The sequence below is a fragment of the Cryobacterium arcticum genome (genome assembly GCF_001679725.1).
GTDB classification, from domain to species: domain Bacteria; phylum Actinomycetota; class Actinomycetes; order Actinomycetales; family Microbacteriaceae; genus Cryobacterium; species Cryobacterium arcticum_A.
The window spans coordinates 2319106-2344993 of the sequence record NZ_CP016282.1 but is presented as its reverse complement, the minus strand read 5'-3'; the positions used below and the strand labels follow the sequence as shown (position 1 = coordinate 2344993).

The following is a 25888-nucleotide window of genomic DNA, read 5'->3' as shown; positions in this document are numbered from 1 at the left end:
CGCCAATTCAACGTCGACAGCTCAAGGAGCGCGAGATTCCTCGCCTGACCGTCTCGCCCAGCGAAATGACCTGCTGGCCGGAGAGCAGGGTGGTCGCGTCGGCCGCGTGCAAGGGACCGTAAACGAGTATTTGCGGCTAGATTACCGACCACAATTTCTTGACGAGCCCACGTGACCGACTTGAGTAGCCGAGGGCGTCCGAGCTCCTCCACCACCCATCCCCTCACCTGCCAATGGCAGACGTAGGTACGGGTTACGTCACCATCCGGGTGGCGCGCCCAGCCCGAATCCCCCGGGGAGCATCTGCTCCTCGGGGGATTCTTCTCTTTGCCCGCCAATGAGCTCAAGAATGTGCTCCCGCGTACCCGCTCGACCAGACCGGAGGAGGTCCGACCATGAACGAATTCACTGCAGATCCGGTACAGACGATCGTCGTCAAGCCGTCCACCCATTTCGACACCATCACTGCAGCCGCGTTCGCGTCCGGCCTATCCCTGGCGCAGGCGGACCTCGACAGCGAGCCGTGGCGCACTTGGCTCGCTGGGAGCTTCACCAAGAGCGTCCGGCAGGCCAAACGGCCGGCGGACCTCGAGCGCCTCCGCACTCTCGACCTGCCACGCATCGAGATCGCCGTCGGTGACGCCGTAAATATTGCCTTCGTGCCGGCGCCATACGACCAGAGCCCTCGAGAGATCAGCCGACTGCAGGTTTCGGGGCTGGACCTCGAGCGTGAGGCCACCGCCGGGGGCAACTACGCCCGTGCCGGCGCTGTCACGCCGCACATCGAAATCAACCGGGAGGCAGCGATGAGCACGGGAAAGACAGCCGCTCAAGTCTCTCACGCGGTGTGTGCCTGGCTGCTCGCTCAGCCTCTGGGAACGCGCCGCGCCTGGGCCCAGCGGCCCGGGATCAGCCTGAGTGAGATCAGCTTCGTTGAGCAGGATGATGAGGTCGAGACGCAAGCGTCGCTGTCCACATCTGAGCGACGACTGATCGTCATCCGAGACAACGGCCTCACCGAGGTGACGCCAGGCACGACGACGGTGCGCGTCTTCGCTGAACGCTTCGCCTGAGAGTGCTGGGTGCTTGCCGCTTGCTCGCGGAAACGCGCGCCTACGGAGAAAGTACCGGCGATCAGAAGAGAAGTACGGTACCGCACATACAGGGCATATTGGACCAAAAGTCCAGGCCAGAGGCGATAACTGCTCAGCAGGTGCACAGATCGCAGAGAAGTGTACCGGCAATGGGACCGTCAATTCGGTGTCCTGATTTCCCTGCTCACCAGCATAATCGCCAAAATGTACCGTTTGTACCCCAACATTGAAGGTTGTCTCGTGCGTGCGCGTGTGCGTGCGCGCGTGTATGGGCTTTCTGTAAATCGGCGGTACAAACGGTACATTTCTCTTTCTCTCTTCTTAACTTTCGAGGTAAATCAAGAGAAAACATCCTCGATGCCTCCAAAACCACGTACCGTTTCTTCATTTCGGCCGAGCAATCGCCGGTACATCGAATTTCACTAAACAGCCACTGATCAGGGGATTTGCCCTCTGAGCATGTACCGTCTTTGATTCCCAACGCCGGTACATTTCGCCATTTTGGACGCGCCTGGCAGGGCTGGAGGCATCGAACGACCCACAAGCCCCCCACTGAGGGCTCATAGTGCGAGCCTTCTATCGAGCTTCACGAGCGGCATGTTTCACGAGCTACTGCTGCACGGCGACTGAAGGGTCCTTATGCCGCCGGCGCCCCTCCCGGGCGTGCCCTGACGGAGCGCTGTAGGGCAGCTGAACGCCTCGCTGTCCCGGGCGTGGCTCCGAGCACCTAGTCATGCCTCCGCGTGCTCACAGGGCCCTCTATGGCTCGATGGGCACTAGGCCCTCACGACGGTGGAATCTGCCCGGAAGTCGGCGCTGACATCGGATGGCTGAGTCCGACGGAGCTGAAGGACGGCACCACCGAGACGGTGTGCCCTGGTCGATGCGGCGCCTGGATCCTCGTGGACAACGTAACCGGCAAGATCATCGACCGACAGCGATAGCCAGTGGTAGACATACGCGTCACTTACTGGAAGTATTGACGGGTATAGCTGTCACCGAGTCAGGAGCGCTTATGGTCACCCGTCGTTCGCCGGCACGTTCGCGCATGCTGGTCGAGCTTGGCGCGAACATCGCACGCTGGCGGAAGCTTCAGGGTCTCAGTGCCTCCCAGCTCGCCGAGCGCGCTCATGTCACCAGGGACACCCTTCGGGGCATCGAGACCGGCACCGGTGCTCCCCGGATGGACTCACTGCTGGCCGTGCTCAACTCGCTGGGCCTGGCCAACACCGTCATCGCCAGCACGGATCCCTGGAACTCCACCGCCGGCCGGGCCCTCATGGACGAACAGATCGGCATCGCTGGCCAGGTTGGCCACACCCCCAACCCAGCCGCGCAGCCCAACCAGCCCAGCGCAGCAGACCGAAAGTGAGGACAGCATGAGCAACGAACAGGTGCGACTCATTGACGCGGTCGATGTGTATCTCGACGAGAGTCCAGAGCGCCCTGAGAGCCCTGAGAGCGCCGGTGCCCCCCTCTTGATCGGAGCGCTTCGAGCATCCTTCGGAGCCGGCCGCCAGCTCGGCGGCAGCAGCTTCGAGTACACCGCTGAGTATCTGGCGAGCCCGTCCCGGTACGCGATCTCCCCGGACCTGCCCCTGGTGGCCGGCAAGCAGTTCTCCGGAGAGGACGCTGCGCTGTTTGGCGCTTTCGCCGACGCGACACCAGACGACTGGGGCACCGGCCTCATCGACGCTGCATTCACGCGCGAGCGAGGCGCTGGGTGGCCGCTCGCACTCGGCGAGTTCGACCACCTCGTGCAGCAGAACGACCTCACCCGTATGGGTGCGCTGCGCTTCAGGGAACCCGGCACCTCAGGTACGAGTGCAGCTGGTGCGAGTACACCAGGCACGAGTACAGCAGCCCCTGAGTGGCTAACAGCTGCCCAGCACACCGCGGCAAACCCCAACGATGCGCAGCGCATCGCTGAAGCTGTGGCCAGATTCGAAGAGTACGAGGCCACTGACGAGGACATGGAGATCCTCGGCTACGCGGGCTCCAGTCTCGGCGGCGCCCGGCCCAAGGCCACCATCCAAGACGCCGACGGCGGCCTGTGGCTGCTGAAGCTGCCCTCGAACCGCGACCGGCGCATCGACACTGAAGCCTGGGAAGCAACCGCACTCGACCTCGCTGCCGCCGCTGGACTGCGTGTTCCCCGCCACCGCCTGATCCGCCTCGACGAGCACAAGTCGTCGCTGCTCATCGAGCGCTTCGATCGGCGCTTCGATCAGCGAAGCCAGTCCCGAGTCGGCTACATGTCGGCGATGACCGCAATGCAGCTTGGGCCGCAGCAGTCTGCGACGTACGAGGATCTCGCCGACACGATCGACCAGGTCACCCTCGAGTCTTCAGTCGAGGACCTGCGAGAGATGTTCGGCCGCGTGGCACTCACTGTGCTGGTGGGTAACGTCGACGATCACTGGAAGAACCATGGCTTCACCAGGGAGCGCACTGGAGTTGATGCTGGCGCTGCGACGTCCTGGCGCCTCAGTCCGGCCTTCGACGTGAACCCCACTCGACCAGGGAGCCGAGTGCGCTCGCGCAGGATCAACAGCCACGACGACCCGTCGAACCGCGACGTGCGTCTGCTCATTGAGGGCCGTGACGCCTACCGGCTAACGCAGCGTGATGCAGCTGAGGTGCTCGCGCGCGTGACTCGTGCTGTTGGTACCTGGCGCGAAACGGCCCGGAAGTACAACATCGGCCCCGGTGAGATTGAGTACATGGCGCCGGCGTTCAATGAAGCGCAGTTCGAGTACGCCGAACGCTTCGTTATTGAGCATCTGGCAGTAACTTCGCCGCGGGTGCCGCCGGCGGTGCCGCCGGTGCCTGCCATCCCCAGGGCTGGGCAGCCGCTGGCCGATCGCAAGCGGCGCTTCCCTGAGCTCTTCGCCGCTGGCGAGGGTGCCTCGAGCTCACCGGACGCGTCAACTGACCTTGAATACTGAGCCGGCGCACTCGAGGGGGCCCTTCATGACCAACCTCATCGCGCCGTCGTCGTCCCAGACCAGAACGCAACCCTGCCCCGCCTGTGGGACCTGGCTATGCGACGACTGCGGCGCCCGGCGCCCCTACGCCAGCCGGTTCTCCGAACACGTGCAGCACTGCGCGAGCTGCCACAGCCTGAACGGACAGATGGTGCCGAGCCGTCACCGAGCGGGGAGGGCAGACGATCATGCGGCTGCTTACCAGTCGATCATCGCGAGTGGTTCCATCGTGCGCTACCCGCTCGAGCCTTGCCAGAACCATGGTGGTGCAACAGCAGACCTGAAGGGTGAGCCTCCACTAGGTTCAGACCATGGCATCCCCTGACATTCAGATCAGCTTCGAGACAGCACCCGCGGCACCCACGCCAGCCGAGAAATTCGCAGCCAGGTATGGCCGTCCAATCCCAGCGACCGCCGAGTCGGACGCAGTTTGGGCAGCGCAGAAGCTGCCGACCTCCGCGCCGCTTCGCCGCCTGGCAGCCGAGTACCTGTGGGCTGGCGAGTGCGCGGGCATCTGCGCGGTCTGTGAGAGCCCGATCGACTTGCAGTTTCGAGGCAATCATCCGGGTGCCCCGACACTGGACCGCATCGTGCCGCGCGAGGATGGCGGCGACTACGTCTGGGGCAACCTCAGGGTGCTGCACCGCTCCTGCAACGAAGAGCTAGCCGAGGGGAACCTGCCTGTTTCCGTGGAGTGGGCCAGGGAGCTCCTGAGCGCCAAGATGCGCGGCGTTGCGGGCGAGTTGACCCGGTCGGACATCTTGAGGATTCAGATCACTCACGCCGCACGCAGGCTCGTCGAGGTGCGCGCAGAGCTGGCCGGCGCGGGACTCTCCGCCGATGCGACCGAAGAGCGGCTGCGCTGGCAGGCGCGATACCAAGAGCAGGTGGACAACTGGCCTGGGGTAGCTGACCTGTGGGAGCGACAAGCACGAGACCGCGAGGCTGGTGCGACCGACGCCGACGCCGAGGGCTGAGCCAATAGGCTCGGGTCAGCCCTTCTGCCCGCCGAATTTGGAGTCACCATGCGTCGAGCAGCAACTCTGCTCCTCCTACCCTTGCTTGCCTTGGGTGGCTGTGCAGCTGAGCCAGAGCTGACCGTGGCACCGACGGCAGCTGCGAGCACAACACCGTCCCCTGCCGCGAGGTCTGTATCGGGATTCGTCAACGTTGCGGCTACCAGCGAGCAGTTCGCGATGCTGAATGCCGCAACCGACCTCGACCCGGTGAACGCGTCTTACGACTGCGTGAGCGCTGAGGGATATGCAGATGTGGCCGAAGGCGCGCAGATCACTGCCACCAACGCGTCGGGTGACGTCGTCGCAATCGGCACGCTCGGAGCTGGCCAGTACGAATTCGAGTCGGACAAGATGTTCTGCCAGTTCCCATTCACCATCGCCGACATCGTTCTCGACGAGAAGCTCTACGGACTCAGCGTCGGAAACGTGTTCCGCGGCGATGTGCAGTTCTCCGAAAAGGACATGAGGGTCGGTCCGCGCTTGTATCTGGGGTAGCGCCTGGAGCGAGAGCTCTGGTGACGTTGCTGTGGTCGAGCCCGCTGCAGGGCGGCCCCACTAAAGGCAGACGTTGTCGCCATGAATGGCCACCTGGGCAGTCGCCTGCTTAACCGCGTCTTCGACTCTGACGGGGCCGGCTTGGGCAACTTGCGCCGTGCGTCCCACTTCGTCTGCATCCTCAGGCGAACCACTGACGGCATAGGTACTGGCGGCGCCAGCGAACCTGACCGTGCACATCGCACCTAGTAGCCGAAGAGTTCGGCATAGTACAGGTCACCGTGGATGTTGCTGACGCCGACGAAGATCATCGCTGCCACCAACACCACTGATACGCCCCCTGCCCAAATCGCGGGCGCTACTCGTGCTCCCGCTCGCGGCGCCAGGAAGAATGAGAGACCGGACAGCACCAACGAGGCAGCAGGCAGCAGGAGTGCGAAGAGCATGTCTCGTTGGTGTTTGGTTGCCATGGCAAGGTAATACTCACCCGAGTAGTCGTCAGGATCAAAATAGAAGCTTGACATGAGGAGGCCGAGCAACGAGACGAACGAGACGGCAATCACGAGCCACGCGAGAACCAGAGTACTGATCGTGGGCCAAGGGCTCAGAGTCGGACGATTTTGCGGCTTGAGCGAGTCCATATCGGAAGTCTCCCAGCCCCGTCACGCACGCGCGTCATCACAGGGATTGACATTCGATGGCTAGCTACGCCACCGGAGCCCCGCGACTCCGCTGCTCGGACGACGGCAAGTTCCTCTCACGCCTCAGCGGCCAGAGCTGACTTCACGGTTGGCAATCCCAAAGCAGACTCGAATCACCGCTGTCATGGCTCTACGTCGTGTGGAGCACCCAGAAACACAACGTATGCAATAGTTTTTGCCGCCAGCTCCTGCCTGATACTTTCCTGAAGCCCTGATTCATTTGTCAGTCACGAGCAACACGGCGGTATCAGGTTCACAGCTGGCGGCACGCCAACGCCCAAGCGTCAGCACATAGAACGACCTGATGCGAAGCGCGAGATCGCGAGGCAAGTGCAAGCCCGCAGGGCTGACCCGCTAGGCCATCACGAGCCTGACATGATCGGCAAAATCACCTGCGGTTTGTATGTTGTGCGCCGTGCACTCTCGGCCGACCAGTCCGTCGACGATCAACTGCAGGGGATCGGTTTCCGCCTTGCGGCCAGACTTCAGGGACCCATGCTCATCGACGATGACGTAGCCGAGCTCAAAGAGGTGATCACATCCGAGTGAGCAGGCGAGCATTGCGATCGACGCGAAGTCTCTGCGGTGCTCCTCGCTGGACACAGCTCGAGGCTTGATATGCGCTGCAATCAAGAGTGACGCAGGCAGTTCGCGACCGCAGAGGTCGCAATCCGCCACGTCGCGACCGGCAAGTAGGTATTCCCGAAGCCGACCTTGCTCTCGTCGGCGCCGAGCTATCACCCGTGCGTCTGTCTCACCGAGTTCCCAAATCTGCTCCACCAACGACGGCTCAAGCACACTCGTCGAGGTGTGGTCCACGGACACTTTCAGCCGCTCCAGAAGGCGCTGCCCCTCTGCATCAGTGATGACGCTGAGGTACTTCTCCTGGGGAACGGCGTTGCGATCCATCGGACCAGGCGCACCAACCGCAATAAGTTCCGGCAGCTCGTGCCAGTCGAGCGCGAGGCCCGTCGCGATCGGCACAACTCGCACGAGCCACCCTGCGTCGAGGTCAGCCGGTGTGCGCTTTGGATACCCCGTCGGTCGCGGCGCCGGCACCCATTCAGCAACCACCTGACTGACCGCTCGGACGAGTCCGTGTGCGTAGTGGAACACGAGGTCCCCGTTGCGGATTTGCTTGATGCGAACTCGGTCCTGTCGAAGGGTCCCGTCGGGCCATGGTGAGCTCCACAGGGTGCCTTGCACGATAGCCGTGTCGTAGTTCCGGCCCTGGCTTGCCCACCAATATGTCATGAGATCCTTCACGTCGTTTCGCCGAGATCAATGCCCGTATCCGCCAATGCAGTCCTGGCATGAGACCCGCCACGGGGTCTGAGCGAGAGCTTAGGGCTATCGAAGGCGGTACCTCGCAGCGCCTAGACCTCAGCAGGCAGACCGACACGTACTCGGACGGCTGCGTCACGAGCCATCGCCGCCGGGGTGTCGACGATGGATCGAACCCGCACCCCCTCGCAGGGCTCGAGAGCCCCCGTCTGGTGTTCCGTCTCGACGGTGACTAGTAGCAAGGCATACAACGCGTCCTGCCCGAGGGAATCGCTATACTTCCTGACAGGCGGTACCCACGCCTGCAGCGACGTACCAGGAAAGCCTCGCGCCACACCTCGTACATCTGAGCCAAGGTCCAACGGATCGGGATCCATCTCCATCACCACTCCAGGGCGATGCAGTGGGCGCGAGACACGGCATGCCCGAAACGGGAGACACGATGACGTCCAATGCTGCTTTCAAGAAGCGGGTCCGAGAACTCTCGGCACAACAAGATATTCCCTACGCAGAAGCCCGATCTCGGCTCCTCAGCGCGAAGACTTCGACAAGCGACGCCGCGCGCACGCACGGGAAGAACCGCGCAGCTGACGCGGCCATGACCATGTACGCGCAGCTCATCGGCACCGCTCTGATCGGGCGCGCACGTGAGATGCAAAGAGCCGATGACGCACTCGAGCGTGCTGAGCGCGCCTGGGTGGAGACCCAAGAGAGGAAGGGGCTGCGCGTCGTGTCAGGCGGCCAGACCGGGACATATGACGAGGACGGAAAGGCTCCGTGGACGGTCAGAGACTGGCGTACTCACGAGACGCTGGCAACCGGCGTCTCCAGCTATGACGACGTGACCTGGGCTGACAACTGGATCGACATCAGCGCCGCCGATGTCGCTCTGAACGGGGTCGACCTTGATCCCGCAACGAAGGTCGTTGACGAACTTCCAGCGGACACGCCTCCTCAGGTGCGCTCATTCATCGGAGGACTCGTTGCCGCCATGGAATACGAGGACTGGTCGCTCGAGTTCGCGGAATGGGTAGGCGAAAACCGGGGCTAGGAGCGATCCCCGCGTGGCGCGGTGATGCAGCTCGCATTACCGCGCCATCTCGCGCAGGCAGTCGCGGCTCACCGAAGGGCCTCCGGATGACGATTCGATGCTCAAAGAGCATGCGCCGCTTCTGTTGCATGTGCGGCGCCAGCTCGCGGGGCCCCCTCGCTGGGGTCAGGGTCACAACGATCTTCTGCTGCGCTGCGCGCTGCTCCGGGGTGAGGGCTATGGTTCCAAACGAGGGGACGTTTGGGTGCGGCTGGTGCGGTCAGCCCCGTCTCTTCGCCCGATTGGGAACCTCCACGCCGGCCGCCTACCAGCAGGCACTGATGGTGGCTGCTACCTCTTGCGCTTCCTCTCTTCGCGGGCGGCATCTCTACGCATCCTGTCGCCGTAGGTCTCTTTGCTCGGTCGCACTTTCGACATCATCGGAACGAAGATGATAGGGCCGATGAAGGCAGCGGCTCCGAAGATGAAAGCCCAGGTGGAGTTGCCGTCTCCGTTGTTCCAGGTGACGTAGTAGAGCCCCCAAGCCAGGGCCTCCCATCCAACTATGGCGAGTGCAATCATGCGCTGATTCTAGGGGCTTCCGAGGTTGTCACGCCGGCCAATGCCCGACGCTCATGGCGAAGCAACTACCAGAGGGATTCAGGGATCCCCGCGGTTTCGAGTGAGCAGTATGAAACTGCCTCAGTGATCGCCACACCACGGGACGAGATCGAGTCTGGGATGCACCTCATCACGACCATCGAGTCTGGTTCTGGGTACCCCTTCTCCGTTAGGCCCTCTTTCACATTGAGGATGGAGTCCCAGACACTTCGTCGGGCCGATTCGGTCAAGCTCTCGCCGCCAGCCATGAGCGCAATATCCGTGGCGTCCTTCAGATCGTCGTAGGTGTAATCGCCGCCCAAGATGACCCATGCCTGATGGATGGCGCCCTCGGTCTCGTCTGCCTCGGCCGAACTCGATACTTCTGAGTTGTCGACGGACTCTGACTCATCGGCGGTATTCGCTGTCCCCGAGGTGCATCCTGTCAGGACGAGCCCCACTGCCAACAACCCCGATGCGAACGCCATTGAGCGCATTCCCCCACCTCTCATTAGGAATGCCCAGTTTGGCAGGTGCTTGCCTGCTGTTTCGTGAAGCAGAGCAGCAAAGTCTCGCCAGCACCGTCGCACCCTTGCCGCCGGCGGGCGACATGTTGTGTGAGCCAGCGACACCTTGCGTGACGCGATGCGACACGCTCTTAGGCCTATTTTTCGACTCCGCCACATCTCACTTCAAGGGGCTGGTTTTTTGCCCACGATAATCACACTTATCACTACAATGTGGCGTCAGGCCGTCGGCTCCAACCTGTTCAAGTTGCGGTGTAACTAGGCCTCGAGAGGCTCCCTCTACAGATTGATCTGGTCTGCTTCGTCGTCGGCAAACGCGAGCTCATCCAATACCGCACGCCATGGATATGCAGCGATAGCTTCCTCGAAACTTGGAGCTGTGTTTCGCTCGCCTAGAACTTTCTTTACGGCCAAGTCGAAAAGCTGGAGGGCGCACATATTGCGCGCGGGATCGGTGGATAAGTCGAGACGCAGTCCTTTGGCGTCGATAGTCCCAAATACCATTACCGCGAATGGCCCACCGGGCTGGGTCATTGAGGTGACAAACTCTGCACCGCATGGCGACAAGTGCGCGTTGATTAGCCCGACTAGGCGCGGTGCGTCTCGGACAGTGATGCTGTGTGCTGGTGGCTGCGGTAAGGGACGGACCGTTGTGCTCAATCTGCGTTGAGTGCGCTCAACTGCTGAGGCCCACACCCAAACGCGGTGTGTGCCGTGACTTTCCCATTGGACGTATACGGCGCGGGGTGTCCATGCGAGCGCCAAGCCCTGGATGTGCTCAGCGGTGGCGGGGTATCTGATCCACGCGCGCACAGAGGGAGGGGCGCTACTCACAGTGGCTAAGAGGTCGCCCAACTCGCGCGGTGTGAGACTGAAAGGGCGGGGCGCAAAACGACCGGCAGAGTCCGGCTCAACCTGGTTGAGCGTGTCAGCGTGCACGTGTTGTGCGTGCCACTCGCGGGATTGACTGGTATCCGACTCCATCTTTCAATTAGAACATAGGTTCGAATTGGCGATCATGCTCAATCATTGAGTTGCATCGACCATGGCGAATCTCGCCATAAGAACCTCTCGGCGTGGTCGTCAGGATGCAGGTACGCGGCTGTGTGCGTCAATCTGCCGGTCGCGTGCCTGACGGGGGAGGACTCGACTCAGTCGAAGGCCATTGTGCCGCGTTCGGGTTGAATTACCTGCGGCGCCACGCAGCGAGGGTCGACTGCTAAACCAGGCTCACCAACTCACACGACGGGCACCGCCAAAACGGACTTTCGGGCGGGCCCTCGGCTCTCATCGGCAGTAAGCAGAGCTCGCAGTTTGGGGGCGCGATACCCAGATCTGGGTCCATGTCGGCACCATACCCCCTCCCACCGAGCCCCGCTCTCCGGGAAGCCCACCAAGATCGCGGGGTGGGCTTCGGTGGTGCTGAGGCGAGCGTAGTTCAGCCGACGCAGACCACGGCATAGGTCGCAGCGTCGTCTCTGCCAGCGAGCCATGCTTCGATGGCTGCCTGGGCTTCTGCCTGGGAGAAGTAGTGGGCGGTCTTGTCTTCGCCGACCGTCACAATCCAGTAATCCGTGGTGTTCTCCGCCATGACATTCTCAAAGGCGGTGATCTTCCACGCGACTGCCACTCGTTTGCCCGTGTTCTTGGCCACGTAGGCCTGAGCCTGGCCGAGAGCCGATTCAGCAGCTCCGAAGTCTTCGGAGTAGTTCGTAGCCGGAGCGAGAATTGCAGCAGCCTTCACATCAGCATCGGCTTGTACTGCGGCGGGCAGCGGCTCGTTCTTATTCACCACGACGAACGTGCCGTCATCCAGCGGGTAGCCGCGCTGGCCCAGCGCTGCGTCTTTCAGCTCGGCCGCGGTCGCAGCGTCTACGATGTCGCCGGTGGCCGGTGCCTTGACGGGCTCAGCCATCGGGGGAGTCGCCGAGGTGGACTCGACGGTCGGCGTGAGGCTGTTGGTAGAGCCTGCAGCGCAGCCAGTGAGCAGGAGCGCAGCAACGGCGGCGAGGCCGAGGAGGGTGGGGCGGGTGGCGCTCTTCTTCATGGTGTGCCTTCGGTCTTCGCTGTCCGACGGGCACAGCGTTCTACGACAACTTAGCGTCAGGGCGGAGTGGCCGTTTGGGGGTGAGACGCGGAGCATTGCCTGTTAGGCGGCCTTGCAGGGGTTAGGCGAGCGCGTATCCGATGACGTCGTGGGATACCGCGCTTACGACGTCGCCGGGAACATCGGCGTAAGCAAATCGATAAACCGTGTTCAGACGGGGATTGAAGATCCCAAGGTGAGTGAGCGACCCGTACTGATCCTGACCCGAGTGCCGACCCATGATGAGGTACATGAGTAGTTGCAACGTGTGTTTATTCGTCGGCGGGCTCACTGACACCTTGAAATCCCACAGAGTATCCGCGGTGAGAAAGTCCCCGTCACCTGAGTCCACCACCTCCGTCATTGACTGCCTGTTGACTGGCCTGAAGCCGTCTTCGGTGATCGGGCCATGGCTGGTGAAGAACGCCACGGCCCTCTCAACCATGGTGCGGATATGGGCGATGGTGGCGGCATCTGGAATCGAGCGCTGATCCACATAGAAATCGGGCCCCACTCGGAAAGCGATGTCGTAGCCAACCAGATGCACCGCTGCGCGAATCGCGTCATCATCCGGAATGAGGCCCGGTCGCAATGCCTCCAGGTTCAGAAGCGCATCGGCGATGTACTCCATCTCCCGGGCCTCCGGCTCGCTGCGCAGATAGTCCACATCCACAACCGGAGTTAGACGACCTAGGTCAAGTGTTGTGATGACTTCTCTGGCATGAAGTCGGACAGCGCCCCTAATCGAAATCTGGAATGCGTCCCCCGGCTCAGCGCCATTTGCGAGGCGCGACAGGTAGTCAACGGCCATGCCCATCGTGGTGGCATGAATGTTCTCGGCCTTGTGGTCGAGAACCTGAGTGTGACCGTCTCCAAGCTGGATCGTCTCCATCGTGCGCGGGTTGACGTATCCGCCACGCGGCTGGGTGATCTGGCTAATTCGCCTTACTACGGAAGTCATAGTCTCACGCTAAGTAGCGTCTCGCTCCTGCACGACCCCCCTTTCGTCCTCAAGAATGAGGATGTTCTCCTACACGCGGGGCGTCCGTGATCACCCATGGATGGGATCGGTTGGCCGCTTCACCTTTGCGGAGTGAGCGGGCTTGTAGCCTGACTGCATGGGGAACAACGACGAGTATTTCAATGCGTTGCGTGACTTTGACGCGGCTATGACCGCGAGGCACTACCAGCGCGCGGGGGTCGTCCAGGTCGGGGGCATGGCGAGCGTCCTCGACGCGATCGAACGGTTCAGTAGCTCCACGTTCGGTTTGCCACCATCGATGCCACTTATCGACTCGACGGGTCGGGCCATCTACGCCATGTACCCCGATGATCGGACGCTGGCCTACGTGGAAACTCTCGGAGCGGATGCTCGAATGACCGCTCGTATCCGAGTGTCCGCGTGGATCTCAGAACGTGAAGCAGTTGCCGATGCTCGCGCTTTGCTCGAAAAGACCCAATGGTCTGCCACTCGGGAGGATGTGTTGCGGGCGATGTGCACTTCCGCTCGAATCGATCGGCGTCGTGCGGCCACGCTTTTCTCCTACATGTTGAAGAACGGGGAAACGGTGGAGCGAGTTGGTCAACAAAGCCAGCCAGATGAAGGTGCCCTCGCTCGTGCCCAGATGCAAACACCGCCGGCAGGATTTCGTATGGGGCGTTTGGCTGTACAACCCGTCGTGGTCAACATCTCGGCGCTTCAAAGCTCCCCAGTAGTTGGAACTAACGGTGCCGAGCGCAATGTGGAAAGGCTGGCGCGTAGTCACGAGCTCAGCCGTCGCGCGGTCCTCGAGCGCGGGTCTGCCCCAACATATCTCGGGCGGCCTGACGCTCCATTCCAGGGAGTTACAGTTCCCGCCTCAGAACGTATTCCGGTGAAAGCGACGACAGTCCGACTCAGATCTCTGACGTGGCTACTGTGGCAGCGACGCGAGTCTGCCGCAAGCCCTAATCGCGCGCGAGCGCACGTTGTTGGCCTCGACGGAGAGCTGACCAAGATCATCAGTCTCCATCACGATGTAGTCCGACACTTCGCAATGCCCCATCGTGACTCTGTAGCGATCTTGGACTCGGACCTCGTTCTGCACGTATATGACCAGTCCGGCCGCGTCCTCTTCGAGACGGCCCTAGCAGGCACCCCCGAGGTGACTGCAGCGTTTGGAGCTTGGAACCAAGATTCACATCCGCTCAAGATCCAGGCGGCCCTTCGGGGTATCGATTTCGACCCTGATCGCCGAATCCTGCTAATAACGCTACTCGAGTTCGTGTGGGTCTTCTCGGCGGACGGTACGGTCCTCTTCGCGAAACGAGTACAGGCCGCGGCGAGTCGTTCGCTTCAACTCGGCACCCTTGATGAGCGAATGGCTGCTGCAGTTGCCGTCCTTGGACTGCCGCCGGACTCATCACACGACGATATTGCGGAGTCCATAGAAATGGCAGGCCATAGGTTGACCACGGACGACATCTCCCTAACCGCCATCATCGAACCAATCGAAGACCGTCTTACCAACGCCCTCGAAACTATGGCCAGCGCTAGGCAGGACGACGCCCGCGACTGGATATACGGGGCATGGCTAACACCGGATGGAGGCTGCATCGTCTCTGCGTACTCTGGTAAAACCCTTGAGCTCGATGCATGCGGTGTCGAACTCAGAGCATGGTACGCGCGGGGTCCGCAGCTGGAAGCAGTCCGCCTCACCGACTGCTGGTTTACGGCATCGTTTGGCGTTCCCTCCATCCTCATGGAAGCCGGCGTAGCGCAAACGCTTAGCGCCGAGGACCGAACCAAATGGCATGCCACCCGCACCCCTGAGGTATTGAGCGTGCACAAAGCGAACATGCTCCCGCCGCTGCAGGTCGTCTTGCCAGCGACATTCGTTGCATTTTATCCGGCAGGGGAAGGTCTGGTCATTGAAACAAAGACCAAACGCTTTCGAATCGAACTCGCCCAGAATGGCTAACCGCGTCGATAACAACAGACTTGCGAGAACGTTCCAGGTGAGTTCTGCCCGGAGGAGTCGTTCCACATCAATTGGCAATCCCTCGCCCGTCATCTGATCGGGGCAGGAACAGCTGACAATACGGAAATTGCCCAGAGAATTCTTTTCCATGGGACAACATAGCCAGTTCAACTGCTACCTGCTGGGCCAAATCCGTCGTTTGACCGCTGTCGCCTCTCCGGGGCGCAGCCAGCGCTACTCAAGAGTTATTGAGGAGGGCTCCGGAGATGGCGGCCAACATCAGTAGCGATGTGAGCGATATGGCCACGATTCCGATAGTGACCCCGGCAATGGTGAGTCCTCGGCCCGGCGCTCCGGGTGGAATCCTATTCCGGGCTCGCACAGATTGGACGAGGCCGGTGATCGAAAGAGGGAGGCAGATGAGCGGCACGGTAACGAAGAAGATCCCGAGGATCGTAAGGATGAAGCCGCCTACCCGGCCGGGCGTCCTCGAGAAATCGAGCTGCGGAGCCGGGAGAGCCCAGGTCGATTGCGGGGTGTACGGCGAACCAGCCCGGGGCGATGGACGAGGTTCCCTTGCTGTGGCTGGCCTGGGTTCTGACAGCCACTTGACGTAATAGGCATGGAGATTCGCCTCAGATGCCAGAAACCAGTTCGCCTCTGCTTGATTCATCGCATAGCCGAGTGCTTCCCTAGAGCTCGTCGAGCCGAAGGAAACCTTGAATTGTTCGAAGGTCATTTCTCCTTGGGGCACGAGGCTCGTCGGTGATTTGGTAACGCTGCTGAGGGCGGACCTGTTGTCCGGCGCTCCGTCGGCACTTGCATGCGGAACGCGGTCGCTCTGGACGATACGGGCTTCATTCGCCCATGCATCAAGCCAGCGCATGAATGGGTCGAAGTGCTTCCGGACCTCGCCGACGCCGTACGCCGAGATTCCAGATGCATATGGCCCCGTCAATTGTTGGGGGACCGTTGCGGTTAGAAACGCGACGCAAGCCTGCACGTAGGCCATCGCTGGCGTCTCAGCCGACGCGTGAGCTGCCAACTTGAACTGGCCCTGGGCAGTGACCAATATCTCGGCAACGATAGCCACGCCTAGGTATTGAATCGGATCACTAGCCTTGACTGGTGTCACGTTTGGGAGCGAGAAATCATTGGATTCGCTGGTCGGATCGGACACCCACAATCGCGATTCTGTGGCCCAATCGCGGGAGTAACCAATGGCTGGCACGGAAATACGCAGGGCACTGACTCGTGCGCCATTTCGGTCGACCTTCAAGTCCTCCACGTCTATCGGGAATGCGATTCGCGAGAAAAAGCCGTCAAGCTGATGTTTGGCGACGCTCACGGTGAACCTTTCGATAATGACTGGAACAAGACTTTCAGCATTCTGATCTGCGCGGATACCCCCGTTCGGGGACCGGCGGCTCTGCTTGGGCGGCAGGTGGCGCAGTCAAGGTGCCAGCCCAGGGCACTCGATCGCCGATCCCCATCCCCAAGCGCGCTGCAGACCGCGGTTCTCTCACTCGATCTACACGGCGCGCGGGGTCCAGGCCAGAGCGCGGGCTGTACATATATAGGCAATCCGGGAAGGCTCACCCAGGCAGCCGAGAGGCCGTGGAGTGTGTGGGACACTCTGAGAATGACATCCAAGAATTGCGCATACTGCAGTGTTGTCTCCGAGATGGCGCCAGTGTTTGCGTACAGCCAGACCGATTCTCTGCGCACCTCTACGGACGGTCACGGATACAAGTCATCCGTGACCAGCAAACGGGCTCACGTTGCCGCCCGTTGTGGGAACTGCGGGGCGCTGAATGTTGCAATAGTCACGGGGCCGAACACTGACATTGGATCGTCTGTGCTCAACAACGCAAGCAACATTCTTATGGACACCGCGAACATCGTCGTGTGGCACCCGACTTTTGTGTCGTCGCGTGAATTCCCGGACGTTCCGATACATGTCGCAAGGTGTGCATCCGAGGCCTTCCAGGCGGCTGGAATCGGCGCCTTCATTGCAGCGATACTTATGGCACGAACGACGATTGAAGCAACCGCGAAAAGCCAAGCGATCACCAAAGGCAACCTGATCGCAAAGATAGACGCTATGGCATCCGCTCAGCTGATTCGCCCGGCGCTTCGAGAGGCCGCGCACGCGATCCGGCATCTCGGCAATGACATGGCTCACGGGGATATTGAAGACCCCCCGGCGCAGGTGGACGCCGAAGACGTTCTCAAGCTAATGGCAATGATCCTCACCGAGGTGTTCGAAGCGGCGGCGCTCACCAAAGCGATCATGGAGAGACGCGCACAGTAAGAGAACCAACTGATGCGGCTCAGTCAGCGGTATTCTCGCAGTCAGGCCGTGTCATGTACTGGGTCACCCAGTCTCGCGTCCGTCGAACCCGCGGCGCCTTGCGTGGGCCCTCGAGCCACTGCCAATGCAGGGTCGATAACTCGAGGAGAGCGAGATTCTTCGCCTGGCCATCACGGCCTAGGGAAATGACTTGCTGCCCGGAAGGCAGGGTGATCTCGTCGGCCGCGTGCATGTGACCGTGAAACAGCACCTTCGGCGCGATACCTTCCCAGACCTGCGTGACGAGCTCGCGCGACCGGCTCGAATAGGCCAGGGCTTCGGGGCTCCAGCCCATTGGATTGCGGTTGAGCACGGATTCCGTAGCGGCAGTGCCACCGTCAACGGTTTCGTGCGTGAGAAGGATGTCCGCGTAGCCACCAGCGACGGCATGCGCAACGTCGTGTTCCGTGGGTAGTTCACCGGGGAACCAGCCGATGCCCGCTGTACGCTGCTCAAAGTCAACGGAGGCGGCACCGCCGAAGGACGCGAAGGTCTTGTTGGCGATCGTGAATCGATAGCCGCGGGGGAGTACCTCGACAGCGGAACTCAGCTTTACTGGTTGCCCGGGCTGCGAGTCGAATTCACTCTTGAGCCATTTCCAGTCCTCGTGGTTTCCAGGTGTGACGAGCACTCTAGAGATGCCGGCCTTCCCGCACCAGAAATCGACGGCATCGAGGTACTTGCGGCCACGCACGCCCGCCCAAATCCCAAAGTCTCCGAGGTGGAGGATCGTTCTGACCCCAATGGTGTCGCGGGCAATAGATGGAATGGCCCTGCCGACCCAGTCGATATTTCCGTGCCAGTCGCCGGCCACCACAACATGCGTCTCGGCTTCCGGGACTAGCGGGGTCTTGATCAACGGAGTTTCGGCTAATTCTGCCTCGCAGCTCACAACGGTAATCCCCGTTCCATCAGATTATGCATGGCCTGATCTTGAGCGAGGAAGATGCCAGCGATGTTGTCCGTCAAATCGCGCTGTCCCAGAGCGGTCAGCTCTTCCCAGCGTGGCCGCTCGCCGCCTGTGGCAGCAGACTGCTGGTCCGCCAAGCACCTCGCGGTCTCCTCAACGAGTGCGACCCGGAACGGCGGCCACAGATCGCGCCAGGATCTTTCGTTCATTGCTTTCCTTCTGGGTGTTCTTGATTCGATGAAGACGAAGGCGGATGCCCGCGCCGACTAAAAGCCCTACGACAACGAACGGCTGCTATTCTGGCTTCCCTTTCTGGTGCCGGCGGGAATGGAAAGACGCTGGGCCCTCAGACAACGAGCGGGTGCGTTTGGTGAACCTGATCCACTGATTGCGGCGCCAGTGGACAGCCACGCTGAGTCGAAACTGGTGGCGGACTGATGCTGGTATCCGTCCCGCCCAGATTTCCTGGTCGGACAAAAGAGCGTCGAATAGCTCGGAGAACGTCGGGCCGGCCTTGGTGCTCCGGCGGATGTGGCGAACGTATTGACCTGCTTGTTTGCCCCATCCGTCGGAGGTCTCATCTCCCGTGAGCACCATGAACAGAGGAAGGAGTCCATTGTTGATGATGGGTGAATGGCCCGGAGCGCTGTTCTTGGCTTCACCTTTCGCATCCGGCTGCACCTCTGCCGCCAGCGCTGTCGCGTCGAATTCATTTGCACGAATCGGGCGGCATTCACTACCTAGGTTTGGCTCGCACATCGGTTTCCTCTTGCCCTGGTCGGCGTGGACGGTGGCGGCATCAGTTCCGCGATGCCCGACTCTACTCACCGGTGCATTCGATTAGTACTCCACTCATATCCGAGCAGAATTGGCACGGCTTAGCGTGGGGCGCCAGCCCGACTTTGGCCATGGACTGAGCAAATGGTTGCCCAACGTCGGGGCAGTAGAAGGTGCTGGTGGGCAGTCGCTCATCGCCAATCAGAAGCCTTGACGAGATTGATTACGTTCTTCACTTCACGTCCGTCGCGGAGCCACTGAACAGGAGTCATACGAGATTCGCCGACGAGTTCGCTCTGTTCGGACAACATGAATCCAGCGGTGCTTTGCCAGTGCCATCGCGGTGTGACGGAAGCGATGATTTCAGGCAGCCCGGGAAGTAGCCCCGAGGGAGCATTGAACTGCCATCTGGGGAAGCGGAGGCGACCCGACACCTCGATGCCGTACAGCTGCCCGTTGGCCACTGCCGCACGAACGCGGTCATCGCTCCAATCGAGGAAATCTGCTGTGTCTTCTAGTGACGTCGTCGCTAGAAAATCGAGCAACCATTCCTCGGCGGTGCTGACCTGCAGACCCCCTCGGTCCACCGATGCGGATGTTGCTGCCCATTCTGCAGCGGTAAATGAGCCTGATTCGATAAGGAACTGCACCTGGTCTTCTGTCAGCCCGCGCGCGATCGGCTTCATCGCCAGTAGGAAGTCAGTGAGAGCCTTAACGAAGTACTCGCGATCGTTGCCCAATTGGGCTATGGCGTCTGCAAGACCCTGGACCGCGATGTCCGAGACCTGTGGGCCGAGCAGCCCGTCATCGTCGCTGGGTGTTCGTGCGGACCTGGTCATGGAGGGAAGACTAGAGGTACTCGCCCGATATCGCCACCGCTGTAATGTCAGCGTCGCCGCGTATGAACGCGGGGTTGCTCGTATACGAACGGATCCGTGAACAGGCCTTTCGGACACTGGCAGAAAACGCTCAGCTTTGCAGGCATTCGCCAGCGTCGGCGTCGAGATTCCTGGTAGCCATGCCCTCAGGCAGTGCTTGCTATCAATCAGCTCTAGCTCGACGGCAACTAGAGCAACCTGCATCGAAGGATTGGGGCTCTATTCGTACTTATGTTCGCTGTCGTGGCCGCCTAGTGGCCACCCAATGGTCACAAGCGGGCCGCACACACAACGCATTTCCTGCGGACTCATTGGCGGTCCTGCTTCGGCCGGTTTTCGGCCGCCAATGGGCCGGACATCGGTCACTCCGCGCCCTCCAAAAGTGGTGTCGAATCCAGTGGCCATCAAGTGGTCAGACCCTGTCCATTGCGTGGTCACGGGTTGCCCTCAAGAGGGAGCGCGACATTCGTATGCATGTTCCCTTTCGCCACGACGGCATAACAGCCACCCAGGCGGATCCGGGCAGGACGCCGTGGCTTGCCCAGGTGCATGTGGCGTATTGCGCCACGACGTCGGAAAGCGTTCTAGAGCGTCGCCGTGGGCGGCTTACCTATCGCCGCTGCGTGCGGTCGAGACTCCGTTGTGCCGCCAACCAGGCGACTTCTTTTGTATCGACTCTGTGCCCAATGGCCTGAGGTGAAACGCAGAAGCGGGCGCCGTTGCACGGCTGTCACGAGCCCCGATTCGTCCTCCTCCGTCGGTCGAAGCGGATAGTCAGCGCAGCCTCTTCGAGACGGCTCTGACACTGATGAAGTCGCATCAGGAGGTGCTCAGCAGAGCTGAGCACCGCGCTGATGATGAGGCACAAGCAGCCGCGTGCCCGCGGCTGCGGCGGGGTGAAACGAGCATTGAGTCAGAGGTGGAAGTGCGCTCTGCGTCGCTGCGCTCAATGGCTGTCAACACGGTGCCAAGGCACCTCGAAAGCCGTTGACAGCCAAACCCCGCCTTTCCAACGGAAATGGATGCCACTGTTAACAACCCCCAGTGCTGTTGACTGCGTCAACGGGGTTGTTAACAGAGGTGTTGAATCATCCATTTCCGCTGATACACCAGCAAAAAGCGACACGATTCTCCGCTGAAGCTCCGAATACGTGAGGAGAAAGAAAAGGGCATAAGGGGGGATGGCACCAAGCGTCGTTTTCATTTCGCTTCGCTGCATGAAATCTAGCTTGGTGGTCGGCGCAGCCGACATCCCTTCGGGAGCACTTTCGACTGTCGCTTCGCTCGATCTCTGTGTCTCCCTCTCCCGCCTCGCTAGGCTCACCGGGCCCTTACTTCGTCGCTACGCTCCTCGCCCTCCCAACCCCCTGCTGGGTGGTTGTCGGGTGCCATACTGCCAACGCCGCTCCTCTGCTTCGCTCCCCACGGCGCAGTCAGGATCACACCGGTTTCCAACCGGCAAGCGTGAGCGATGAGGCTGCTTCGCGAGCCGAACGAGTGCACCGTGCGCGCAGCATATGAGCGTGAGCGCTTCAGTGGCGGCGTGCTGCGATCGCAAAAAGGCGGTATCGAGCGGCAGGAGCCTTCGAATCCGGCAGGAGGCCAAGGGCGCACCCTCTACATCGTGTGTGAGGCCGTCGACCTCGACGGCATATTCGCGGTACCTTCCAAAGGAATCGAGAGGGTAGCAATTGCAGCCCGGATTGGGCACTATGAAACCAGGCGACCGGGGGGAGATGCTGAGTAGCTCTTCTAAGACGACGAGGAGCGGTCGGTTGCGTTCTGTCTAGCAAGAATATGGGGGGAATTCGATGAAACGATTTTCAAAGCGGATGGTCGCGACAAGTGCTGGAGTGATGGCAATTGCGTTCGTGGCGTTCGGAGGGAGCACTTCTGCGTCCGCGGATGAGTCCGCGGTCTGCACCCCTGACATGTTCAAAGACGCCGAGTGCATCACATTCGTGGCCAGCGAAAGCGAAGATCCTCTCACCGAGGGCATACGAGCCTTGGCGCTCAATGGTGACGACGAACGTGCTGGGGAATTCCTGGAAAACCTGTCTGGCAGTGTCAGTACCGAAACGACCCAGTCATTGCAAGAAGTGCTTGACGCGCCTGATTCTGGGACGGCTGGCGCGGCAGCCGAAAAGATGAGCAGCGACGGGGTCATGCGGCCGCTGGGCACGAAATACTCTGACGGTCAGCTCTCAGGAGACGTGAACTGGGAGTTGTACGTGGACGTCGCTTATGGCTATTGCACGAGCGTTTCGAACTGCACCGCGATCGGTCGCACTAACTTCAATCTGTGGCAGGAGCTCTTTTACTATTCCACCGACGGGGTGAGTCTTGCCGGAAGCGTGTACACGTATCAAGGATCGGCGGTCTCGTTCCAGGAGAGCAAGTGCACGACGTACTACGAGATAGCGCCTTTCGATCAGCCTTTGTACGATTGGGCTAACTGCAGCCTCGGGTCGTACCCGGGAACAGCGAAGCAAATCAACTTTGCAAACTTCCAGCAGGGGAGCGCAGTGGGCACCCAGTACCACCTCGAATGGCGTGTTGCCTTTACCGTCCAGGGAGATCCGGTCGGCGCACAGTTCTCACGGCTGTGGAACAGCTACAGCTACAAGATCTTTGCAAGCCCCACACACGCCCGGTATCAGTCCTGAGCGTGGTCGAGGGCCACCACCAACTCGTTCGCTTCGATGCTTAGCAAATCGACTGGATGCATCTGATACACCCGGATCGGAGTGTTGAAGACAACCCGCGCCGCCGTGTCAGTGGTTTCGAGTAACTCAGCGATGCCCGTCACGGCGGCTTCGGCGGTGTCAGAGTCCATGACAATTGCCATGGTGGCCCCGATCTTCGTTCGAGCCGCGAGGAGCGCCCGCACAACCGTCAGGCGTTCAAGAAGCACTTCCCGAGTTGTCTTTTCCACGCTAGGAGGCTAGCAGGGGTGCCTCTACGTCTTGTCATGTAGCGACATCGATAGGCATCTTGAGACTACGCGGGAATTGGGAGCCATGATTCGGGAAAGAGCGGTGTCCGCTGGTACGCAGGTCAACGTGGACAATGAGGATTGGAACGAGGTGAGGCTTTCGCCGACGCACGAAGCTGTTGTCGCGAGCGGACTACCGCTCCTTTGGCTCAACCCATATACCCAGCAGCTCGGGACCGCAGTCTCGAGAGGGCATGGTGCTGAAGGCGACACAGCTCGCGCCACAGTAGACATTCCGGGCTCCGGCTGACTCGCTCTGAACTTCAATGGGGCACTTTCGCCTGGCGGGATCAGGCCTGACGAGCGATCTACTCGAAGAGTTTCAGACGAATAATCTGGCCGAAGTTAAACGCAGGAATGAGTGGGTACACCAAGACGCTCTGCGCCAGAGAACCTTACTGATGGAACGCACAGCGCGGGACGAGAGCCCCACGATACACCGGACGTCGAACCCATCGTGCAGGGTTTGCAACCGGCCGTTGTACGACGGTTTCCTCAAACGGGGCGGCCACGCCCTCTGCGCGCGGCCGAACGTAGGAACTCGCTCTGGTAAGCGGGAAAGCGTTTGAGATCCTGGTTCAGAGCAGGTCCCAGATGCGTCCCACGTCCTAGTACTTCACCGGTTGAGAGAGGAAGACCTCAAACACCCCGGTGTCAATGCAGTTCATCACCACCAGCGAGCAACGCCGCGGGCCGAAGGCTTGCGGACATTCATGCGCGCCATAGGCCCGCCAGACGTCCAGCGAACGCCTTGCGCCCACTGCGGAGATCATCGAAGGCCACCAATCAGGTCCTCGGGGAGCCGCGCATCCATGCAGGTGATCCTGCGGCCGATATGGCGGAGCTCACTCTTCTCGGTCATCACGCGGCCCCCTTAAGACGTGCAGCGATGCGGTCGCACTGCTCGTCGGAGAGCGGGCCGCTGAACGCAAGCACACGATTGGCTGCGATCTCCAACTCAGCGATTGCGGCTGTGGCCCGGTCGGTGGAGACATTCATGCACTCCAGCGCTTCGAGTGCGGACAGGCGCACGTAGTACTTGATTCCGACGCGCTCGTAGGGGAGCGTGCCGTCCTTCACCCGTCGTCGGATGGTGTACATCGATCCGAACCGGCGTTCGCCGCGTTCGTTGCGCATCTCGGAAGCCTCTGCAAGGTCGAGACGAATGTCGGTGTACACGGCGGGCCGCATGTTGGTGATTGTGGGGGGCATAGTCAACCTCAAAAGTTTGGTTACTTTCAAGGGACCGAGTCGCCGAACCTATTAGCGGTTGCTTGGCGGTCGTGCACCGACGGTGCTCGTCCACTCGTAAATCGAACGTCGAGGTGATGATTTCTAGTGCACTTCGAGGGTGTTCTCTGCCCTTATGTTATTCGGGCCATCTCGAACATACTTACGCATGCCTAGGATGTCAAATGCTGATATACCAGCATATTTTGAAGGTCTGTGCTGCTGAATGATGAACGTGTCGGCCGGCGGCTTCACGGACACGGCGAGAATTACTGATGGCATGCATCGGCCCCCGGCAACGAGTGCGCGCGCCCCATCACTGCCGCGTTGCAGGCGTTCTGTCTGCGACGTCAGCGATCGAAGTGCTTTGGTGCCTTGCGAGTGAGCGCAAGAAGCCATCGTCGTTTGGCTCGAGGCTCAATCCTCAGGAATGACCCATTGGATACGCCGTAACGCCCATGCGCGCTCGGTGTACTTAGTGTCAGTGTCTGGATCGATGCCGCGTGCACCTTTGGCGGCCGGATTGATGGTCAATCGCAGTCCTAGGTCTGCGATAATCCTGCGCCTTTCCAACACCTCCAGTGCATCCCAACGTTCCGGAATGGACTCAGCAAGCCGGATGTCGCTCAGGGGCGACTCCGCCCTGATTGCGGCGAGGCGCGCCTGGGTTCGCCCGATTTTCTCGGTCAGGTCCGCGAGCTTTTCCCGTGCCTTCGCTTTGTCCATAATCCCCTCGCCGACAAGGTCAGTGACATCGTCACGACGCCGCTGCAGATCGGCGACCTCGTCCTGCAACGGGGTGGCCTCATCGTTGGGCCGCAAAGCCATCGTGACTCGTTCGTCTGCCAGCTTCTTCAAGACGACCGCTCTCACGAGGGCATCGACGTACTCACCCCGAATGGACGCGCAATGCTTGTCGACGCAGACGTAGGTGGTCCTTTTCAGCCGCGTACCGTCCTCGCGAAGGGCCGGCACCCGGACGGGGTTCCCTCTCGCGTTCAGGGTATTGTTTCGAGTCGTCACGTCCTGGGCATGGCTAAACATCTGGCCGCCGCAGACACCGCATGTCAGCATCCCACTCATGAGGTGCTTGGGTGTCACCGCCCACGAGCGCTTCCGCTTGCGATTCATCTTCAGCTCACGAAAGTCCTTCCACTGTCTCGGGGTAAGGATTGGCGTCCATTGAATGGCCTTACCCTCGTCCAGGTCGACCTCTTGACCCTTGTAGGTAGGGACGCCGCCATAGTGCGAGTTCTCGAGTAGACGCTGGACGCGGGAGCCTTGCCACTGCTGACCGAGCAGGGGTTTGATGCCACGGCTATTCCAGTCAACTGCGAGCTGACGGTAGCTCGCACCCTTGAGTACTCTTTCGTACCCCTCCTGGATGACCGCGGCCTCCGCCGGCACCTGCACGATCTTTCCGCCAGTCCTCTCGTAGCCAAAGGGCCGGAGACTGAACTGCCAGTGACCATGGCCGGCGAGCTGCACGTTCTTGGACAGTTGGCGCAGGCGCTTCTGCTCACCTTCATACTGGGCCCAGGCAGCGAGGGTGCGGGCAACCGCTCGGCCAGCTGGCGACAATAGGTCAAGACCGTTCTCGGCCGAGGTGACAAAGTAGACCTTGCTGCCCACGTCCATGACTCGCTCAAGGTCTTTCGTGAGTCGCAGCAGTCGGTCTTGATGCCAGGCAATAATTACCCTCGGTTTTGCCGCCAGCATTGCCTCGAACTCTGGGCGCCGCTTGCCGTTGGTCGCACTCTGGTCGTTGTCGCTATAGACGTGATCGACCGTCAAGTTGAGCTTCTTCGCGAGTTGCTGGCAATCTTTTTCGTGCCGCTCGACACCCAATTCTTCGCCGCTACGATCCTGCGACATTCGAACGTAGATGACGCAGCTTGCTTGACCAGTTGTTGCCATGGCTAGAGGCTATCCCTAAACAGCCTGGCGGGGCACGCGGCCGCC

24 protein-coding genes are annotated in these 25888 nt (G+C 60.9%); 9 read left to right on the top strand and 15 right to left on the bottom strand.

The window, feature by feature from the left end; genetic code table 11:
* Positions 1-395 precede the first annotated feature (395 nt).
* The 5 genes from PA27867_RS10530 to PA27867_RS10510 all read left to right on the top strand — a co-directional run bounded on the left by PA27867_RS10530 (position 396) and on the right by PA27867_RS10510 (position 5595).
* Entirely contained in the window at positions 396-1073 is a 678-nt protein-coding gene (locus PA27867_RS10530) for a peptidyl-tRNA hydrolase (RefSeq protein ID WP_066596164.1), read from the top strand.
* Between the two features lie 1036 nt (positions 1074-2109).
* Positions 2110-2466 (top strand): helix-turn-helix domain-containing protein, encoded by a 357-nt coding sequence (locus tag PA27867_RS10525; RefSeq protein WP_066596162.1) that lies wholly within the window; start codon positions 2110-2112, stop codon positions 2464-2466.
* Positions 2467-2473: 7 nt separating this feature from the next.
* Positions 2474-4042 carry a type II toxin-antitoxin system HipA family toxin gene (locus PA27867_RS10520; protein ID WP_066596159.1) on the top strand — a complete coding sequence of 523 codons (1569 nt, stop codon included), beginning with the start codon at positions 2474-2476 and terminating at the stop codon, positions 4040-4042.
* Between the two features lie 350 nt (positions 4043-4392).
* Positions 4393-5058: an HNH endonuclease gene (locus PA27867_RS10515; protein WP_066596158.1), complete on the top strand. Its 666-nt coding sequence runs from the start codon at positions 4393-4395 to the stop codon at positions 5056-5058.
* Between the two features lie 48 nt (positions 5059-5106).
* Positions 5107-5595, top strand: a complete 489-nt coding sequence (locus PA27867_RS10510) for a hypothetical protein (RefSeq protein WP_157109190.1) — start codon at positions 5107-5109, stop codon at positions 5593-5595.
* Positions 5596-5840: 245 nt separating this feature from the next.
* Here PA27867_RS10510 and PA27867_RS10505 read toward each other — a convergent pair whose 3' ends face one another.
* Positions 5841-6236 carry a hypothetical protein gene (locus tag PA27867_RS10505; RefSeq protein WP_066596156.1) on the bottom strand — a complete coding sequence of 132 codons (396 nt, stop codon included), beginning with the start codon at positions 6234-6236 and terminating at the stop codon, positions 5841-5843.
* A 414-nt stretch (positions 6237-6650) separates the two neighbouring features.
* Positions 6651-7412, bottom strand: coding sequence for a hypothetical protein (locus PA27867_RS10500; protein ID WP_157109189.1), 762 nt, complete (start codon positions 7410-7412; stop codon positions 6651-6653).
* Between the two features lie 610 nt (positions 7413-8022).
* Here PA27867_RS10500 and PA27867_RS10490 point away from each other — a divergent pair.
* Complete coding sequence (locus tag PA27867_RS10490) at positions 8023-8631, top strand: hypothetical protein (RefSeq protein WP_157109188.1); 609 nt, start codon at positions 8023-8025, stop codon at positions 8629-8631.
* Positions 8632-8961: 330 nt separating this feature from the next.
* Here the strand turns inward: PA27867_RS10490 and PA27867_RS10485 are convergent, their stop codons facing one another.
* From PA27867_RS10485 to PA27867_RS10470, 5 genes are all read right to left on the bottom strand, one after another.
* Entirely contained in the window at positions 8962-9192 is a 231-nt protein-coding gene (locus PA27867_RS10485; protein WP_066596148.1) for a hypothetical protein, read from the bottom strand.
* Positions 9193-9257: 65 nt separating this feature from the next.
* The gene (locus PA27867_RS10480) at positions 9258-9698 is read right to left on the bottom strand and encodes a hypothetical protein (RefSeq protein WP_157109187.1); all 441 of its coding nucleotides are present in this window, start codon (positions 9696-9698) and stop codon (positions 9258-9260) included.
* A 318-nt stretch (positions 9699-10016) separates the two neighbouring features.
* A complete protein-coding gene (locus PA27867_RS20635; protein ID WP_157109186.1) occupies positions 10017-10271 on the bottom strand; it encodes a hypothetical protein in 255 nt (84 codons plus the stop codon).
* A 904-nt stretch (positions 10272-11175) separates the two neighbouring features.
* Positions 11176-11784, bottom strand: coding sequence for a hypothetical protein (locus PA27867_RS10475; RefSeq protein ID WP_066596143.1), 609 nt, complete (start codon positions 11782-11784; stop codon positions 11176-11178).
* A 121-nt stretch (positions 11785-11905) separates the two neighbouring features.
* Complete coding sequence (locus tag PA27867_RS10470; protein WP_066596141.1) at positions 11906-12784, bottom strand: hypothetical protein; 879 nt, start codon at positions 12782-12784, stop codon at positions 11906-11908.
* A 157-nt stretch (positions 12785-12941) separates the two neighbouring features.
* Here PA27867_RS10470 and PA27867_RS20630 point away from each other — a divergent pair, with 157 nt between their 5' ends.
* The gene (locus PA27867_RS20630) at positions 12942-14783 is read left to right on the top strand and encodes a hypothetical protein (RefSeq protein ID WP_157109185.1); all 1842 of its coding nucleotides are present in this window, start codon (positions 12942-12944) and stop codon (positions 14781-14783) included.
* A 238-nt stretch (positions 14784-15021) separates the two neighbouring features.
* Here the strand turns inward: PA27867_RS20630 and PA27867_RS20625 are convergent, their stop codons facing one another.
* On the bottom strand, positions 15022-16131 hold the full coding sequence (locus tag PA27867_RS20625) for a DUF4190 domain-containing protein (RefSeq protein ID WP_157109184.1): 1110 nt from the start codon (positions 16129-16131) through the stop codon (positions 15022-15024).
* 510 nt (positions 16132-16641) lie between these two features.
* Here PA27867_RS20625 and PA27867_RS20960 point away from each other — a divergent pair.
* On the top strand, positions 16642-17097 hold the full coding sequence (locus PA27867_RS20960; protein ID WP_167550837.1) for a DUF4145 domain-containing protein: 456 nt from the start codon (positions 16642-16644) through the stop codon (positions 17095-17097).
* A 19-nt stretch (positions 17098-17116) separates the two neighbouring features.
* On the opposite strand, the gene PA27867_RS10455 is transcribed toward PA27867_RS20960, so the two are convergent.
* The 4 genes from PA27867_RS10455 to PA27867_RS10445 all read right to left on the bottom strand — a co-directional run bounded on the left by PA27867_RS10455 (position 17117) and on the right by PA27867_RS10445 (position 19662).
* Positions 17117-17995: a metallophosphoesterase family protein gene (locus tag PA27867_RS10455; protein ID WP_167550836.1), complete on the bottom strand. Its 879-nt coding sequence runs from the start codon at positions 17993-17995 to the stop codon at positions 17117-17119.
* A 29-nt stretch (positions 17996-18024) separates the two neighbouring features.
* Entirely contained in the window at positions 18025-18255 is a 231-nt protein-coding gene (locus PA27867_RS10450; protein WP_066596135.1) for a hypothetical protein, read from the bottom strand.
* An 85-nt stretch (positions 18256-18340) separates the two neighbouring features.
* Positions 18341-18874, bottom strand: a complete 534-nt coding sequence (locus PA27867_RS20620) for a hypothetical protein (protein ID WP_157109183.1) — start codon at positions 18872-18874, stop codon at positions 18341-18343.
* Between the two features lie 140 nt (positions 18875-19014).
* Positions 19015-19662, bottom strand: a complete 648-nt coding sequence (locus PA27867_RS10445; protein WP_066596133.1) for a hypothetical protein — start codon at positions 19660-19662, stop codon at positions 19015-19017.
* A 1850-nt stretch (positions 19663-21512) separates the two neighbouring features.
* Here PA27867_RS10445 and PA27867_RS10440 point away from each other — a divergent pair.
* Complete coding sequence (locus PA27867_RS10440; RefSeq protein WP_157109182.1) at positions 21513-22367, top strand: hypothetical protein; 855 nt, start codon at positions 21513-21515, stop codon at positions 22365-22367.
* Here PA27867_RS10440 and PA27867_RS10435 read toward each other — a convergent pair.
* From PA27867_RS10435 to PA27867_RS10425, 3 genes are all read right to left on the bottom strand, one after another.
* Positions 22358-22636: a hypothetical protein gene (locus PA27867_RS10435; RefSeq protein WP_157109181.1), complete on the bottom strand. Its 279-nt coding sequence runs from the start codon at positions 22634-22636 to the stop codon at positions 22358-22360. The two genes, PA27867_RS10440 and PA27867_RS10435, sit on opposite strands and share 10 nt — an antisense overlap.
* A gap of 921 nt (positions 22637-23557) precedes the next feature.
* On the bottom strand, positions 23558-23887 hold the full coding sequence (locus PA27867_RS10430; RefSeq protein ID WP_157109180.1) for a hypothetical protein: 330 nt from the start codon (positions 23885-23887) through the stop codon (positions 23558-23560).
* Positions 23888-24343: 456 nt separating this feature from the next.
* Positions 24344-25843, bottom strand: coding sequence for a recombinase family protein (locus PA27867_RS10425; protein WP_084020972.1), 1500 nt, complete (start codon positions 25841-25843; stop codon positions 24344-24346).
* Between the last annotated feature and the right edge of the window lie 45 nt (positions 25844-25888).

What these genes read in the sequence shown, in the direction of transcription:
- PA27867_RS10530 (WP_066596164.1), top strand. Translation starts at nt 396, where the DNA reads ATGAACGAATTCACTGCAGATCCGGTACAGACGATCGTCGTCAAGCCG.
- PA27867_RS10525 (WP_066596162.1), top strand. Translation starts at nt 2,110, where the DNA reads ATGGTCACCCGTCGTTCGCCGGCACGTTCGCGCATGCTGGTCGAGCTT.
- PA27867_RS10520 (WP_066596159.1), top strand. Translation starts at nt 2,474, where the DNA reads ATGAGCAACGAACAGGTGCGACTCATTGACGCGGTCGATGTGTATCTC.
- PA27867_RS10515 (WP_066596158.1), top strand. Translation starts at nt 4,393, where the DNA reads ATGGCATCCCCTGACATTCAGATCAGCTTCGAGACAGCACCCGCGGCA.
- PA27867_RS10510 (WP_157109190.1), top strand. Translation starts at nt 5,107, where the DNA reads ATGCGTCGAGCAGCAACTCTGCTCCTCCTACCCTTGCTTGCCTTGGGT.
- PA27867_RS10505 (WP_066596156.1), bottom strand. Translation starts at nt 6,236, where the DNA reads ATGGACTCGCTCAAGCCGCAAAATCGTCCGACTCTGAGCCCTTGGCCC.
- PA27867_RS10490 (WP_157109188.1), top strand. Translation starts at nt 8,023, where the DNA reads ATGACGTCCAATGCTGCTTTCAAGAAGCGGGTCCGAGAACTCTCGGCA.
- PA27867_RS10485 (WP_066596148.1), bottom strand. Translation starts at nt 9,192, where the DNA reads ATGATTGCACTCGCCATAGTTGGATGGGAGGCCCTGGCTTGGGGGCTC.
- PA27867_RS10480 (WP_157109187.1), bottom strand. Translation starts at nt 9,698, where the DNA reads ATGGCGTTCGCATCGGGGTTGTTGGCAGTGGGGCTCGTCCTGACAGGA.
- PA27867_RS20635 (WP_157109186.1), bottom strand. Translation starts at nt 10,271, where the DNA reads ATGACCCAGCCCGGTGGGCCATTCGCGGTAATGGTATTTGGGACTATC.
- PA27867_RS10475 (WP_066596143.1), bottom strand. Translation starts at nt 11,784, where the DNA reads ATGAAGAAGAGCGCCACCCGCCCCACCCTCCTCGGCCTCGCCGCCGTT.
- PA27867_RS10470 (WP_066596141.1), bottom strand. Translation starts at nt 12,784, where the DNA reads ATGACTTCCGTAGTAAGGCGAATTAGCCAGATCACCCAGCCGCGTGGC.
- PA27867_RS20630 (WP_157109185.1), top strand. Translation starts at nt 12,942, where the DNA reads ATGGGGAACAACGACGAGTATTTCAATGCGTTGCGTGACTTTGACGCG.
- PA27867_RS10450 (WP_066596135.1), bottom strand. Translation starts at nt 18,255, where the DNA reads ATGAACGAAAGATCCTGGCGCGATCTGTGGCCGCCGTTCCGGGTCGCA.
- PA27867_RS10445 (WP_066596133.1), bottom strand. Translation starts at nt 19,662, where the DNA reads ATGACCAGGTCCGCACGAACACCCAGCGACGATGACGGGCTGCTCGGC.
- PA27867_RS10440 (WP_157109182.1), top strand. Translation starts at nt 21,513, where the DNA reads ATGAAACGATTTTCAAAGCGGATGGTCGCGACAAGTGCTGGAGTGATG.
- PA27867_RS10430 (WP_157109180.1), bottom strand. Translation starts at nt 23,887, where the DNA reads ATGCGGCCCGCCGTGTACACCGACATTCGTCTCGACCTTGCAGAGGCT.
- PA27867_RS10425 (WP_084020972.1), bottom strand. Translation starts at nt 25,843, where the DNA reads ATGGCAACAACTGGTCAAGCAAGCTGCGTCATCTACGTTCGAATGTCG.